The organism is Acinetobacter sp. 228 (genome assembly GCF_048147885.1).
The window spans coordinates 26,998-42,973 of the sequence record NZ_JAYWYV010000001.1 but is presented as its reverse complement, the minus strand read 5'-3'; the positions used below and the strand labels follow the sequence as shown (position 1 = coordinate 42,973).

General features: G+C 41.8%; 9 protein-coding genes. 5 read left to right on the top strand and 4 right to left on the bottom strand.

The window, feature by feature from the left end; translation table 11 throughout:
• Nucleotides 1–103: 103 nt before the first annotated feature.
• A complete protein-coding gene (locus VXQ92_RS00175; protein WP_416679852.1) occupies nucleotides 104–1,141 on the top strand; it encodes an alpha/beta fold hydrolase in 1,038 nt (345 codons plus the stop codon).
• A 14-nt stretch (nucleotides 1,142–1,155) separates the two neighbouring features.
• Nucleotides 1,156–2,157, top strand: a complete 1,002-nt coding sequence (locus VXQ92_RS00170; RefSeq protein WP_416679851.1) for a hypothetical protein — start codon at nucleotides 1,156–1,158, stop codon at nucleotides 2,155–2,157.
• A 44-nt stretch (nucleotides 2,158–2,201) separates the two neighbouring features.
• Here the strand turns inward: VXQ92_RS00170 and VXQ92_RS00165 are convergent, their stop codons facing one another.
• Both VXQ92_RS00165 and nfuA read right to left on the bottom strand, forming a co-directional pair.
• Nucleotides 2,202–4,265: a TonB-dependent receptor domain-containing protein gene (locus VXQ92_RS00165; RefSeq protein ID WP_416679850.1), complete on the bottom strand. Its 2,064-nt coding sequence runs from the start codon at nucleotides 4,263–4,265 to the stop codon at nucleotides 2,202–2,204.
• Between the two features lie 194 nt (nucleotides 4,266–4,459).
• A complete protein-coding gene (gene nfuA, locus VXQ92_RS00160) occupies nucleotides 4,460–5,098 on the bottom strand; it encodes a Fe-S biogenesis protein NfuA (protein WP_044111637.1) in 639 nt (212 codons plus the stop codon).
• A 158-nt stretch (nucleotides 5,099–5,256) separates the two neighbouring features.
• Between nfuA and VXQ92_RS00155 the strand changes: the two genes are divergently transcribed.
• Together VXQ92_RS00155 and VXQ92_RS00150 are read left to right on the top strand one after the other, a co-directional pair.
• Nucleotides 5,257–5,874, top strand: coding sequence for a rhomboid family intramembrane serine protease (locus tag VXQ92_RS00155; RefSeq protein ID WP_064095679.1), 618 nt, complete (start codon nucleotides 5,257–5,259; stop codon nucleotides 5,872–5,874).
• A 219-nt stretch (nucleotides 5,875–6,093) separates the two neighbouring features.
• The gene (locus VXQ92_RS00150; protein WP_416679849.1) at nucleotides 6,094–7,635 is read left to right on the top strand and encodes a hypothetical protein; all 1,542 of its coding nucleotides are present in this window, start codon (nucleotides 6,094–6,096) and stop codon (nucleotides 7,633–7,635) included.
• A gap of 323 nt (nucleotides 7,636–7,958) precedes the next feature.
• Here VXQ92_RS00150 and VXQ92_RS00145 read toward each other — a convergent pair whose 3' ends face one another.
• Complete coding sequence (locus VXQ92_RS00145; protein ID WP_416679848.1) at nucleotides 7,959–9,578, bottom strand: inorganic phosphate transporter; 1,620 nt, start codon at nucleotides 9,576–9,578, stop codon at nucleotides 7,959–7,961.
• A 529-nt stretch (nucleotides 9,579–10,107) separates the two neighbouring features.
• Here VXQ92_RS00145 and metH point away from each other — a divergent pair.
• Nucleotides 10,108–13,794 carry a methionine synthase gene (gene metH, locus VXQ92_RS00140; RefSeq protein ID WP_416679847.1) on the top strand — a complete coding sequence of 1,229 codons (3,687 nt, stop codon included), beginning with the start codon at nucleotides 10,108–10,110 and terminating at the stop codon, nucleotides 13,792–13,794.
• Between the two features lie 51 nt (nucleotides 13,795–13,845).
• Here the strand turns inward: metH and VXQ92_RS00135 are convergent, their stop codons facing one another.
• Nucleotides 13,846–15,636, bottom strand: coding sequence for a hypothetical protein (locus VXQ92_RS00135; protein WP_416679846.1), 1,791 nt, complete (start codon nucleotides 15,634–15,636; stop codon nucleotides 13,846–13,848).
• Between the last annotated feature and the right edge of the window lie 340 nt (nucleotides 15,637–15,976).

The following is a 15,976-nucleotide window of genomic DNA, read 5'->3' as shown; positions in this document are numbered from 1 at the left end:
ATAATTTGAAAGATTACGATTTGATTCATCTATAAATTGCAAATCGATAACACGGAAGTATTTTGAGCATTTTGCTTGGTGGGTTTATTTTGGGGAATAGCCAATGAAGAAAATAATAAGATTGCGCTCGAAAATGATCTGTTCAACCCTGGTTGCCTTAAGCATGGCATTACCAGGCCTGACCCATGGTCAAAATCTGTTTGGCCAGAAAAGTGAAAAGTCTGCCCAAGTATTGCAGCAACATCTATTGCAGGAACGTAGCCTTGCCGGACTCAAGTCCAAGACCCTCAAAATTGGAGAGGTGACCTGGAGCTATAGCGAAGGCGGGTCCAAGAACAAACCGTCAATTCTACTGATTCATGGTCTGGCCGGCACCCGTGACAACTGGAATCGGGTGGCCCAGTTTCTGACACCTTATTATCATGTCATCATTCCTGACTTGCCGAGCAATGGCGACACCAAAGTGCCCGACGATTTTGATGTTTCTGTGCCCAATGTTACCTCTCAACTGCGATTGTTCCTTGAAACCTTAAATGTGGACGAAAATTTACACATTGCCGGCCACTCTCTGGGTGGATCGATTGCTACGGTGTATGCTTCACAATATCCTTTCGATACTCAGAGTCTATTTCTTATTAATAGTGCTGGTCTTTACAAAATGGGGAATACTCCCTACACCAAAGACCCACAAGCCTTAAAAGATCTGATCGTCAGCAAACCCGGCGATCTGCAGGATGTATCCAAAGAGCTGATGCAGAACCCGCCAGTAATTCCTTATCAGTTGCGGCATGCACAGGAAAAACTGCTGATTTCACGCGCTGAACAAACCAGCAAATCGATTGATCAGGTGGTGATGCTAAACCGGATTTATACGCCGGAAACCTTTGCCCGTCTGACCCGTACAGTTGAAGCACCCACCCTGATTTTATGGGGCAAACAGGATCGGATCATTAATGTTGAGGTGGTCAAAGAACTGCATGCCCTGCTGAAACGTGCCGAAAAACCGGTGATTTTGAATAATGTCGGGCATATGCCAATTCTGGAAGCAGAAAAACAGGTCGCACAACATTATTTACCTTTTCTGGCCAAGACGCAGACCCTAAAAAACCCGCTTGCTGATAAACTCATTCCTTTATATTAAGTTTCAGAGATGCTATGCAGAAACACCCGATGATTGAGCAGTTGATCGATGCTCAACTTGATTTTCTCGATCAAGCATTTTCTCAATCTGAAACGATTCAAAGCGAGTTTCATGCATTTTATTTGTGGTTGCGTAAACAGACGCTAAAAGAGCTGTGGAGCTGTGAAGCAATCAATCAGCTTTTACAGGAACAGATTCTGGATACAGTTACCAGTAGCTTTCTAATTGAACAGATTGCCGAGCATATCCGTTTTGCACTGGTGCATCCGGCCAATGACACCACCACGATTGCCGATCTGATTCCAGTACTGACCGTCGATAAAATCGCCCAGTATGTGGCCAGCAAAAGTGACCATCGGCAGCGTTTGATTAAAACCGTAGTCAATAATCCGGCATTTTCAGCCATGATTACCCAATTGATCCAGCACTCCATTCAGGATTATCTGGATAACTCCATGATTGCCAAAAGCGTGCCCGGGGTTTCCCGCTTTATGAAAATGGGTAAATCTGTACTGGAAAATGTCACCGATACCAACCTCGATAGCACCATTGCGCGTTATCTGCAAAAGAACATTCTGAAGCTCAGCCAGATGAGTGAGCATGTGCTGAACCAGCATTTTGACGATGAAAAACTCTATCATTTTCAGGCTAATCTCTGGCATAAAATCAAGGTCATGCCTGTATCTGTCTTGAAGAAGTATATTGAGCTACAGGATCTGAATCAGACGGTCGGCTTAGGTCATGACATCTGGGATCACATACGCCAGACCGACTATCTGCAGCAGCAGTTACATGACGGAATTCATACCTGGTATGTCCGCAATCAGGAACATACTTTTGATCAGTTATTACGTGATCTGAATATTGATGAAGCTCTCATTCAGAATGAATTGCAGCAACTGCTCAGCCCGGTAATCCGGCAGATGGTTTCTCAAGGCCATTTACGTGAACGCGCACGAAAATATCTGGAACAATTTTATTATCATGAAGATACTTTAAAAATCCTTAAAATTTAAATAAAAAAGCCGCTTTATAGCGGCTTTTTTATTTTCTCGTGTGCTTAGAATTTTGCATTCAGGCTGATACCGTAACGGCGGCCATCCAATAATTGATCCCCATCAATATCTTCAGCTTTTTCATCCAGTAGGTTATAGACGCCAAATTTACCGGTCAAATTCGGACTGAATTTATAGTTAAAGCCGACATCTACAAATTGGTAGCCTGGATTTGGCTGAGCCATAGAAGTACGGCTCAGGTATGCAGAGGTTTCAGAACGGTGGTGCAAGCGGCTCCATACATTTAATGCATCGTTTAGCTCATAATCGACACCAATATTAAACATGTGTTCTGGCATCTGGTTCAGTGGCTGGCCTTTAAAAGCACCCGATTTAAACTCTGAATCGGTATAGGTATAGTTTGCAGTCAATGTCGTGTAATCATTCAGACTGGCTTCTACCGTTGCTTCTACACCACGAATTTCCGCTTCATCTACATTAATCCGTTCACTAATAAAATAGAATGGAATATCCCCTTCGAAACATTTCCAATTCTGCCAGTTATTACGGTTTGTTGTGGTGCCATCAGTATCGGTTTCGCAGGCACGAACTTCCGTAATCCGGTCTTTATATTTAGTGATAAAGCCAGTCAGCGATGTATTGATATAATCATTTTTCCAGTTAAAACCTAATTCAGTCGATACACTTGATTCAGGTTTCAAGTCCGGATTGGCACGAATAATGCCACGGCCTGTTGGCAAGGGTGAACCGCCACCACCCGTGACGCTATAGAACCCTTCTGTGGCTGCACGAATATCAGGCTGTTTATAACCTGTGGCCACACCACCTTTTACTACAAAGTTATCATTTACCGCGTACACCCCATACAGTCGTGGCGATAAATGGCCACCATAGTTTTCATCATGGTCATAACGCAGGCCGGCGGTTAAATCGAAACGATCTGTCATGCTCCAGGTATCTTCAAGGAATGCAGCAGCAGACCATCGTGTTAACTCACTAAATTCAGGTGCATTAGGATTCCGGTTAGTGGCTTTATCGACCAGTTTTTCATCTTTAAGATATCCACCGAATGACAGCATGTGATCACCTAAGGCCCAGTTCCATTGACTGTTCGCTGTCCAGGTATCTAGGGTAATCCCTTTGGTGCCGAGTTCCGTATTGCCACGATCCGGATTTTTTGAGTTTTCATACTGGATATAAGATGAACTGTCCAAGTTATCGCTATAACGCCCATTATGGGTTACTGAATAAACATTACGGTAATTACGCGAGAACGAATCTGCAGCGCCTTGAATGGCTGCTACCGTTTTACCGACTGAAGTCGTGGATTCCTGCTGCACAAAATTGGCTTCAACCTGCACATCATGATCATCATTAATGGCATAGCTCAGACGTGAATTTAAGCTTTCACGTTCTGTGCCACGAAAACCGCCCACATAACGGTCTTCATTACGTTCCTGCTTATTGACTGACAGCTGCACGCCCAGCTTGTCTGCAATTAAAGGACCGGCAAGATATACAGAAGCATTTTTAATATCACCTGAACGGCTACTGTCCTGAATTGTGGTTCCTAATTCGACATGACCAGACCATTCATCCGAGACTTTTTTGGTAATGATATTGACTACCCCGCCCATGGCATCCGTACCATACAGTGTAGAAGCTGGACCACGAATAATTTCAATACGTTCGATGGCGGCAAGCGGTGGCAGAATATTTTTCTCAAAACCGCCATCATCCCCGTTCGGGTTCACATCCTTGCCATATTGACGCTTACCATCGACCAGAAACAAGGTGTAGTTTGAACTCATGCCTCGAATACTGATGGTCTGTGCAGAACCTGCACCCGAAACCACGACCCCAGGCGTATTACGCAGCACATCAGTAATGTCATTATATTCACGTTTATCCAATTCTTCACGATCAATCACGGTAATGGAAGCAGGTGCTTTAGCCAAATCTTGCTCATAACCTGTTGCGGTCACCACAATCGTTTGCAGTTTAGTCGCTTCCGCTTGTGGAACAACAGCTTCGACTGCAAATGCATTACCCGTCATGACTGAAGTTACAGCAAATGCCAAAGTGGTTTTTAAGAATGGCTTATTCATACCTTGCGCGCCCCAATATTTATGAAGAGATCATGTTTATTCGGTTGCGAAGTGTAACAGCTTTCCATTTAAATGCAATTGCTATTGATAATTATTATCATTAATATTCACCAAATTTTAAGCCAGATATAAAAAAACCTCGAAAGTTCGAGGTTTTTTTTAAATGCTATAAATGAACTGTTATATAGAACAGCTTATTTCATATACGCACCTTCAGATTGACTATGATCCGTTTCATCAACGACATTCATCAATTCAGGAATATGCTGTTTTAGTGTGGTTTCTACGCCCTGTTTCAAGGTGATATCAATCGCTGAACAACCCTGGCAACCACCACCAAATTTAAGTACAGCGGTTAAACCTTTTTCAGGGTCTTCTTTGACTTCAACCAGTGCACAGTTACCACCATGGCCCGCCAGACCCGGGTTAATTTCAGACTGCAAGACATAGGTAATGCGCTCTTCTACTGATGCATCTGGCCCCACGCGTGGCACTTTAGAGTTCGGCGCACGGAAGGTCAACTGACCACCAAAACGGTCTTTGTTGTAGTCAATTACGGCATCAAGTAAATACGGAATAGATGGCGAGTCGATAAAAGCAGGGAAATCAGGATATTCCTGCTTATAATCTGTCGGTACAACTTCATCAGGTGCACTATAGGCCATGCAACATTCAGCGCGAGGAGTACCCGGATGCTCTACAAAAACACGCACACCAATACCCGGGGTGTTCTGTTTATCCAGTAAATCCTTTAAATACTCTTGTGCTGTTGGTGTAATCAATAAGTTGGGAATTTCACCAACAACTGGAGTGCTGCTGTTCTCAGTCGACATAACAATAATTTCCTCAAGCTCAAGTGACCATTTTAACTGAAGATGCGGGGTAATTTTTAAAAATCAACTAAAATTGTCGGATTTATTATAAAAGTACAACTTTAGCTCAATTTTAATGGCATGATAATTAGCAAATAGGCACCATTAGAATCATTTATATGCTTGATTTACCTTTTAATCATACTGTTACCATTATTCTGATCACCTGTATTGTGTCATTTATTGCTTTCTCCAAAGAGACGGTAATGAACCGGCTGATTTTCTGGCCTCCGGCACTGCAACGTGGACAATATGACCGTTTTATTACGCACGGGTTTATTCATGCGGATGGAACCCATCTGCTGTTCAATATGATTACTCTGTTCTTTTTTGGCAGTGTAATTGAAAGCTTTTATCGTCAATATCTGTACGACCTGGGTTTTATCCTGTTCTATCTGGGTGCTCTGGTTGCTGCGATTCTGCCAAGTTACCTGAAGCATAAAAATGATGCGCGCTGGGCCAGTCTAGGCGCTTCCGGTGCAGTGTCGGCTGTGCTGTTTGCCTATATTCTGTTTGAACCATGGAAACTGATTTTTGTATTCTTCATTCCAGTTCCTGCAATTATTTTTGCTGTGCTGTATGTGGCCTATAGCATCTGGTCAGGCAAAAAAGGCAATAGCAATATTAATCACAGCGCGCATTTATGGGGAGCAGCCTACGGTGTGATCATGACGATTATTCTGGAGCCACGCCTGATTCCGCACTTCCTGAATAAACTGATGCAGATTCCGTTTTAACGCGGATTTTTAAATCCTGAGACAACTGGACTACCTGTAAGTTGGGCCTGAGTTTTTCACTAAAAATCGACAAGAGAGCTGCGGCTCTCTTGGTCAGTTGAAACATCTCGTAATATATTAGAAAGACAGGATGTCACTTAATGCCAATCTTGAAGTGAATTTTGCAGCGATAATGTATACATCTGTATATTAATCACTGTCATTATCGAGATATTTTGCATGTCCACTACACCAGACGGTCTCCAATTTCCTCTTCAGTCTCCACAACAAAAACCCAGTAGCTCAAAAGCAGGGCGCGCAATTATCGCGGCAGCGCTAGCCAATATCGCCCCTCACAGTTCTGCACAGGCACAATCAGAAAAAAACTGGCGCAAACTCTACACCATACATTTTAAGCAGCTGGTCGAGCAGGGTCTGAGTTCTCCTGAAGCCAGTCTGAAAATTGCAGAGGATGGATTGGCACAGGCTCATCAGACTTTTGAGTTTTATCGTGACGGTCAAAAGCATTTACTGCAGGAGGTCTTCTCTCTTCCCGCGGGTCAGTTGCATACCTTTAAGCTGACAGGTCATAGCAAAGCGGCACCAGAATGGTATGTGCCCTACCAGGGGCAAAAGCTGCAAGGTGATGCCTTACTGGAGCAGATTGAACGCTGGGAAACTCAAGGCATCATGGAAACCAGCCATGCCAATGCCCTACGTGAATGTGTGGTAAATCCTGAATGGTTTGACCTGTCAGATCGGACCACAGTGCTGTTTGGTGCTGCATCTGAAGCAGGACCTCTAACCTGGCTGGCAAAATGGAAAGCCAATATTGTGGCGATTGATTTGCCGAATACCCGGGTCTGGGGCAAGATTATTGACACCGTTAGCCAAGGCAATGCCACCCTGTATGCACCTTGTACTAAAGATCTGCCTGCCGATACTTCACCGAACATTTTGAAAGAAAAACTGGGCGCAAATTTACTCACCCAGATTCCTGAAATTGCTAAATGGCTATTACAGTTTGAGACGGATCTGGATCTGGCTGCGATTGCCTATCTGGATGGTGAAAAGCATGTCCGCGTTTCCATGGCGATGGATGCCATCATGCACTATGTTAGCCAGCAAAAAGCCAATACCAGCCTGATGTATATGTGTACGCCGACTGATGTGTATGCCGTTCCAGCTGAAGTGATCGAAGCCTCAAAAGAAAAATATGCAGAACGCTCCAAGGCACAGACCCTGATTTCTAAAAGTGTTGCGACTTTAAGCCGTAAACACTTTTTCCAGAAAAATAGTCATGAGCTGATTCAGTCTGGCGATCAGGCATATGGCATTTGTGACTGTCTGGTGGTTGAACAAGGCCCAAACTATGCGCTGGCAAAACGTATTCAGCAATGGCGTGCAACCTTGGCGCGTGCTCAAGGTCAACGGGTCAGCATTAATATTGCACCTTCTACGACCACTCATTCTGTTACCAAAAATCCGCTATTAAAAGCCGCATTCAATGGCGCCAGCCTGTTTGATGTGGAAGCTTTCGCACCTGAAACTACCAATGCATTGATGGCAGCATTATGGATTCATGACCTTCGCAATCCGGAATCAGTGGCCAATCCTGAAGTGGAACTGAACCATCCGCTTGAGTTAATGATGCATGGTGCGAATCATGGTGGTTTGTGGCGAGTCGCTTATCTGGCGCGTACCGCACTGCCTTTTGCTGCGCTGTTTGGTTTTGCGACGGAGAAATTGCCAAAAGGATTATTGAGCAAGTTGAAGAAGTAATTTATTTCCTTCACTTTACCCTTTTCCTAGAGTCGATATTCTTTTTATTTAAAATTCTGCCCCTCACCCCAACCCTCTCCCCAAGGGAGAGGGAGTATCCATCATAAATTTTAGTAACTGTTAGATATCTGCCTCCAAGCTACTTTTCCATGAGGTAAAAGAGCAAGATTTAGCGTCAATACCCATATTTGAATATATTATGTAAAATCCCCTCTCCTCTTAGGAGATGAGCATCCTCAGAATATATTCTGAGTGCGCAAGGGAGAGGTAAAAATCACCCATAAAAAAACGCTGCCGAGGCAGCGTTTTTTTATCAACGATGTTTAGAACACTTTTAACAATATCCAATACAAACCACCTGACAGACAGATCGTTGCTGGCAAGGTAAATACCCAGGCAGACAGAATGGTTTTCACCATCTGGAAATTCAGTCCTGACTTGTTTGCTACCATGGTACCGGCTACTGCTGAGTTCAGTACATGAGTAGTAGATACTGGCATACCGAAACCATCTGCCGCAGCAATGGTCGACATCGCAACAAGCTCGGCGGACATGCCCTGTCCATAGGTCATATGTTCTTTACCAATACGCTCACCGACGGTCACAACAATACGCTTCCAGCCCACCATGGTACCTAGACCCAGTGCAAGCGCAACTGCAACTTTCACCCAGGTTGGAATATATTGCAGGAATGAGTCAAGATTATCACGGTATTTATCCACCGTTTTTTCTTGCGCAGCAGACATCGCAGGTAAAGATTCTGCTTTATCCAGACGTTTAAAAGCGGTTGTGCTGAGGTACATGTCGTTACGGAATTCAGAAACTTGAGCTTCAGGCACATCTTTAATGTTGCTATAGCTAGCTACTTTCTCACCCAGATGATCGGTCAAACTTGCCAGTGCCGGAATGACTTCAGGGGTAATTTCCTTGGTCTGGATATACTTGGTGATAACAGCACGGGCTTGCTCATCCGGAATATCCTGATGATTTGGATAGATCACATCGGCTGTTTGTGCCGACAACTGGCCAAAAGATTGAATATGCTGGGTATCCAGATTCTTGTTCAATGAGTACGCCAGAGGTACGCACCCAATCAGAATCAGCATGATCAAACCCATGCCTTTTTGACCGTCATTTGAACCGTGTGCAAAACTCACACCTGTACAGGTAAAAATCAGCATGGCACGAATCAATGGAGGTGGTGGCTTGTTGCCTTCAGGTGGCTGAAACAGTTCCATTTGACGCTTGAAGATTTTTTTCACCAGCAGGAACAGCACCGCTGCAAATGCAAAACCGATGAGAGGCGAAAATAATAGCGCCTTACCAACTTTAATCACCTGCTCCAGGTCTATACCTGAAGCGCCACTGCCGGCATTCAGAATGTAATTCATGATGCCAACACCCAGAATCGAACCGATCAGGGTATGCGAACTGGATGCAGGAATACCAAGGAACCAGGTTCCAAGGTTCCAGAGAATGGCCGCTATCAGCATGGCAAAGACCATGGCAAAGCCTGCACCAGAGCCGACATTCATAATCAGCTCAACCGGCAATAACGCAATAATACCGTAAGCAACCGCGCCACTGGCCACCATAACCCCAAGGAAATTACAGAAGCCGGCCCACATCACTGCGACGGGAGCTGAGAGTGCATTGGTATAAATGACGGTAGCAACAGCATTGGCTGTATCGTGGAAGCCATTGACGAATTCAAAGCTCAATGCGATAAAAAGTGCAGTTGCTAACAAAATAACTGAATACAGGCTTAAGGCCGGTACATGTGCTAAATCTGAAGACAATTGGAAGCCGATATAAATCAGCGTAGTGATAATAAGAGTCAAGAACACCGGCATAAAAAATTTCGGTGTTGGCACATGAACATTGGTCGACTTTTTCGAAGCCGACTTGTGTGCTGAATCTACGGGAGTTGGATTAGGATTCATGCAAGCAGGAATAGAGGATTCAATGATCCTCATATTGTTCAGTTAAATTGTGACAATTATATGACAAACTGTTGTCATATGATGCAATTATTTGGATTTTCTTGCTGTCATTCGTCCTGTTTAATTCCGACTAAAAACTAAATTTTGATTTTATAAATCATTCACTTGAGATAGCATTCCAGCTTGTTTCTGCGCAAAAAGTACACACATTTTGCTACCAAAACCATCGAAGCCCTTTCTGTCAGCAGGCTGAATAAAGTTTCAGTTGCATAGCATAAGGAATGAATATGACATTTTTATGAATAGATGCCTCAGTTCAATTTTGTGTTTCTGCCCCTGCCCTAAACCGGTCAAATCAGAGCCAGGTTAACTATATTTTCTGGTCCGGATTTCAGAATTTTATGTTTATCTACTGACTTATCAAATTTTCATATCATACTTATCCATCATTCTGAGCAATGTCAGCAGAAATCAGTTCACTAATCTGCTAAGATTACAGCCGTTTTAAAAGACTGCTGAGAACGTTTGAATGTCGACATTAACCACCTTAAAAGAACTTCTTGCCAAAAGAATTTTAATTATCGATGGTGCGATGGGTACCATGATCCAACGCCATAAACTGGAAGAAGCCGATTATCGTGGTGAACGTTTTGCCGATTGGGCCTTTGACCTCAAAGGCAACAATGACCTTTTAGTCCTGACCCAACCGCAGATTATCCAAGGCATTCACGAAGCATATCTTGAAGCCGGCGCAGACATTATTGAAACCAATACCTTTAACGGTACGCGTGTTTCTATGTCTGACTATCATATGCAAGATCTGGTTCCAGAAATTAACCGTGAAGCTGCACGTTTAGCAAAAGAAGCCTGTGCCAAATATTCAACGCCGGAAAAACCGCGTTTTGTAGCCGGAGTCATCGGGCCAACATCACGTACAACATCTATTTCACCGAATGTGAATGATCCTGCGTTCCGTAACATCACCTTTGATGCCCTGAAAGTTGATTATATCGAATCGACCAAAGCCTTAATTGAAGGCGGTGTTGATATCATCCTGATTGAAACTGTATTCGATACGCTCAATGCTAAAGCTGCCATCTTTGCAGTAAAAGAAGTGTTCAAGGAACTGGGTTATGAATTGCCAATCATGATCTCAGGTACGATTACCGATGCCTCAGGTCGCACATTGACAGGTCAAACCGCAGAAGCATTCTGGAACTCAATGCGTCATGCAGAACCGATTTCAATCGGCTTTAACTGTGCACTTGGTGCAGATGCGATGCGTCCACACGTAAAAACCGTGTCTGACGTTGCCGACACCTTCGTTTCTGCGCATCCTAACGCAGGCTTGCCAAATGCGTTTGGTGGTTATGATGAAACCCCTGAAGAAACGGCAGCATTCATTAAAGAATTTGCTGAAAGCGGCTTGATCAATATCACCGGTGGTTGCTGTGGTACTACGCCAGATCATATCCGCGCGATTGCGCAGGCGGTTGAAGGTATTGCCCCTCGCCAGATCCCTGAAATTGAGCCTGCATGTCGTTTAAGTGGTTTAGAACCATTTAACATCACCAAAGATTCATTATTCGTGAACGTCGGTGAACGTACCAACGTCACGGGTTCTAAAAAATTCCTTCGTTTAATTAAAGAAGAAAACTTCACAGAAGCGTTGGACGTGGCACGTCAACAGGTGGAAGCCGGTGCGCAGATCATCGACATCAACATGGATGAAGGCATGCTGGATTCACAAGGTGCGATGGTGCACTTTCTGAACCTGATCGCATCTGAACCTGATATTTCACGTGTGCCAATCATGCTCGATTCTTCTAAATGGGAGATTATTGAAGCAGGTTTGAAATGCGTTCAAGGTAAAGCCGTTGTGAACTCGATTTCCTTAAAAGAAGGTTATGACGAGTTTGTCGAACGTGCCCGCCTTTGCCGTCAGTACGGTGCTGCGGTGATCGTGATGGCATTTGATGAAAATGGTCAGGCCGATACAGCAGAACGAAAAAAAGCAATCTGTAAGCGTTCATACGATGTACTTGTGAACGAAGTGGGCTTCCCTTCTGAAGATATTATCTTTGACCCGAACGTATTTGCAGTGGCAACGGGTATTGAAGAACACAATAACTATGGCGTGGACTTCATTGAAGCAACCGGCTGGATTAAAGAAAATCTGCCAAATGCGATGATTTCAGGCGGTATTTCAAACGTATCATTCTCCTTCCGTGGTAACGAGCCTGTACGTGAAGCGATCCATGCAGTGTTCCTGTATCACGCGATCCAGAAAGGCTTGACCATGGGGATCGTGAACGCCGGCCAGCTGGCGATTTATGATGACATCGACAAAGAGCTTAAAGATGCCGTTGAAGATGTAGTCTTGAACCGCAACCAGGGCGAAAGCGGTCAGGAAGCAACTGAAAAATTATTGACCATTGCAGAAAAATACCGGGGTCAAGGCGGTCAGCAAAAAGCGGAAGAAAACCTTGAATGGCGAGCCGAGTCCGTTGAAAAACGTCTTGAGTATGCACTGGTAAAAGGCATCACCACTTATATCGATCAGGATACGGAAGAAGCCCGTTTAAAATCGACGCGTCCGCTGGATGTGATCGAAGGTCCGCTCATGGCGGGTATGAACGTGGTCGGCGACCTGTTTGGTGCCGGCAAAATGTTCCTGCCACAAGTGGTGAAATCGGCACGTGTCATGAAACAGGCCGTCGCGTGGTTAAACCCGTTCATTGAAGCTGAAAAAACCCAGGCTGAAGCCAAAGGTAAAATCCTCTTGGCTACGGTGAAAGGCGATGTACACGATATCGGTAAAAACATCGTGGGCGTGGTATTGGGCTGTAATGGCTATGACATCGTTGACCTTGGCGTGATGGTGCCATGTGAGAAAATTCTACAAACTGCAATTGATGAAAAAGTCGATATCATCGGTTTGTCTGGTCTGATCACACCGTCATTGGATGAAATGGTCTTTGTAGCTAAAGAAATGCAGCGTAAAGGCTTTAATATTCCACTGATGATTGGTGGTGCAACGACCTCTAAAGCGCACACCGCTGTGAAAATCTCACCGCAGTATCATAATGATGGCGTGTACTACACGGCTGATGCTTCTCGTGCGGTGGGTGTGGCAACGCAATTGCTTTCTGCCGAGATGAAACCAAAACTGGCAGCAGACTATGCTGCGGATTATGAAAAAATCCGTATCCGTCTTGCCAATAAGCAGCCGAAAGCTGCGAAGCTTTCTTATGCTGAGTCAGTTGAAAACGGTTTCAAAATCGACTTTGCCAAGAATGCACCAGTTAAACCAAATTTCATTGGCTCACAAACATTCACCAACTATCCTTTAGAAACCTTGGTGGAATATTTTGACTGGACGCCATTCTTTATTTCTTGGAGTTTGGCGGGTAAATTCCCGAAAATCCTTGAAGATGAAGTGGTGGGTGAAGCTGCACGTGATTTGTATGAACAAGCACAAGCAATGTTGAAAGACATCATCGAGAATAAACGTTTCGATGCGCGTGCGACGTTTAGCATTTATCCTGCGAATCGTGTGGCGGCAGATACGGTTGCTGTTGCTGATGAAAATGGCAATGTGACGCATAGCTTCGAGCACCTTCGTCAGCAGTCTGACAAAGTGACCGGTAAAGCGAACTACTCTCTGGCTGACTTTATTGCACCGAAAGATGTGGCGCAGGATTACCTGGGTGGCTTTACAGTTTCAATTTTTGGTGCGGAAGAACTTTCGCAAGAATACAAAGCCAAAGGCGATGACTATAACGCGATTATGGTTCAAGCTTTGGGTGACCGTTTTGCTGAAGCTTTTGCTGAGCACTTGCATCAACGTATTCGTAAAGAGTTCTGGGGCTACCAGGCAGATGAACAATTAACCAATGATGAGTTAATTAAAGAGAAGTATGTGGGTATTCGTCCTGCACCGGGCTACCCTGCTTGTCCTGAACATTCTGAAAAAGCACCATTGTTCGACTGGTTAGGTACTACTGAGAAGATGGGTACTTACCTGACTTCTAGCTTTGCGATGTGGCCACCTTCATCAGTGAGCGGTTTCTATTATGCAAACCCTGAAACTGAATACTTTAACGTGGGTAAAATCTCTGGCGACCAGTTAGAAGATTATGCGAAGCGTAAAGGCTGGACGTTAGATGAAGCGAAACGCTGGTTAGCGCCAAATCTGGATGATTCGATTTCTTAAGAATCACCAAGTTTAGATAAAAAAATCCCCTCGAATGAGGGGATTTTTTTACTAATTAAATATTACGTCTTTTTTTACTGATCTATAAGGATTATCAGAAATCCTTACTTTTGGCAAAATACAATTAGCTTCTACAATTTTTTTAATTAAATATGTATAATTAATTTTTGATTTTTCACCTAAATAAATATTCTTAATTTTCGAATCACAATCAACTTGATACTCAATATAACTTCGTTGTTTCTCATTATCATAAATAACTGATGAATCAGATATTTCCTCTATCTTCATCACCCTACACTCTTGCTCCTCTTGAAAAGAAAAGTGTTTAATTAAATAATTTAAAGGCTTTAGTATATTATTAACCGTAGTAATAATATTTAAATTATCCGTATCATTCAATCTTTTCAGCAATACCTTCATATGTTCAAATGACAAATTAATATCTTCTTCAATATCTTTAATTTTCTTTTCATAAGATTCCCATATTCTGGATGCTATTTTCTTATTTTTATGCTCTTGATAAAAAGTAAATTTATTTCTTTTTGCTATTTCAAAATAGCCTGAAAATGCATCCATATAAATACATCTAAATAATGGCAGTTTAGAATAACTTATTTCATCCATATGAAAAGCAAATAAGGAAGACAATACATCATCAAAAAAATCACTACTATAAACAAGACTCATACCTGAGCACTCTACATCATCCATATTCCCATAAAGTCTGAATTGATTTAGTGAATTATGATTAAATGTAAAACATGTTAGATAAACATGACTATGAGGGTTTTCTGGTTCAATTTTTTGTAGATTAAAAAAGTCAGATAAAATTTTTCCTTCACTTGGATCATTCATATGTTCAGTAGAATTTAATCTCATTAGTGATTTTTTAGTAACTAGATTAAATCCTACATCTAGTCTCGTATAATGAGCAACTTTTCTTTCATATTGACTATCAAATCTTACATTCAGTTTATTTAAAACATATAAAACAATTTGTTGTAAAATTATTAGATTAACAAACTCATATTGGTTACATCTTAATTCATCTTTATAATCTTTCTTTTCAGATTTACCCCTTATTTTACCTACACTATAATCAACATATTTATTTCTTGGAAATTTCAATGATTCATTAGATACCACTGGTAAGATTGAAAAGTACTCTAAACTTAGTATATTTCTAATAAAACTTCCAACTTCATTATAATTATGATCTAACAAGTTTTCTTCTTTAAAATAATAACTTTCCAATAAAAATGATAAATGCAATAAAGCAACACACTCAGAGTAATTAAATTCATCAATAATTTCTAAAAATCTTAAATGAGATAATTCTTTCTTATTAAACAAAATATCTACATATACCAAATTAATAAATAAAATCATTATATTATGAAAGTTAATGACTTCTTGCAATTTAATAATTTTTACTCGAGCTAAATCGTATTCCTTTTTCTTTATTTCATAATGCTCCAACTCTTGCTCAGTTAATTTTATTTCTCTCCTTAAATCAAAACACTCAAACTCCTCTTTATTATCCAAAATATAACCATTTAATTTTTCTTTTAGTTTCTTAATTTTTTCTCTTAATATTAATAAATCAATATCTTCCAAATAAAAATAAATTTTATCTAAACTTTCCTTTAATTTAGACCTTTCATCTATTAGCTCTTTTATAAATATTCTATTCTCATTAACTAGAGAGGCATATGTCTTTTCATAATCTAAATTAACATTTTCATCAGCTTTATTTTTTGCTCTATAATTAATATTATAAAATCTCATGAAATTAAAAAACTGCTTAAAAATACTAATTTTTCTATCTGAAAACTCCATAACACCCTCTATGTAAAAATAAACTTAAAATTATCCACACTATAATATATATTTAATTATATGATTCAATAATTTAAATCACATTTATCTCAATTTCACTGAGGTTATTACGTATATCATGTGAGACTGTTTTAAAGTTTTTTATTGCAGGATTTCATTTTTATTCTCTTTTCTAGAATCTCCCCTAACCCTGAGCCATATATGGCGCAAGAACAAAGAGGGGGACTCCACATAAACAAATAAATTACGTGACAGCTCCTCCCTTTTTCAAAGGGAGGTTGGGAGGGATTTAATTTAACAAATATGTGCCCCTTTTCTAACCCATCAACCCTAAATCATC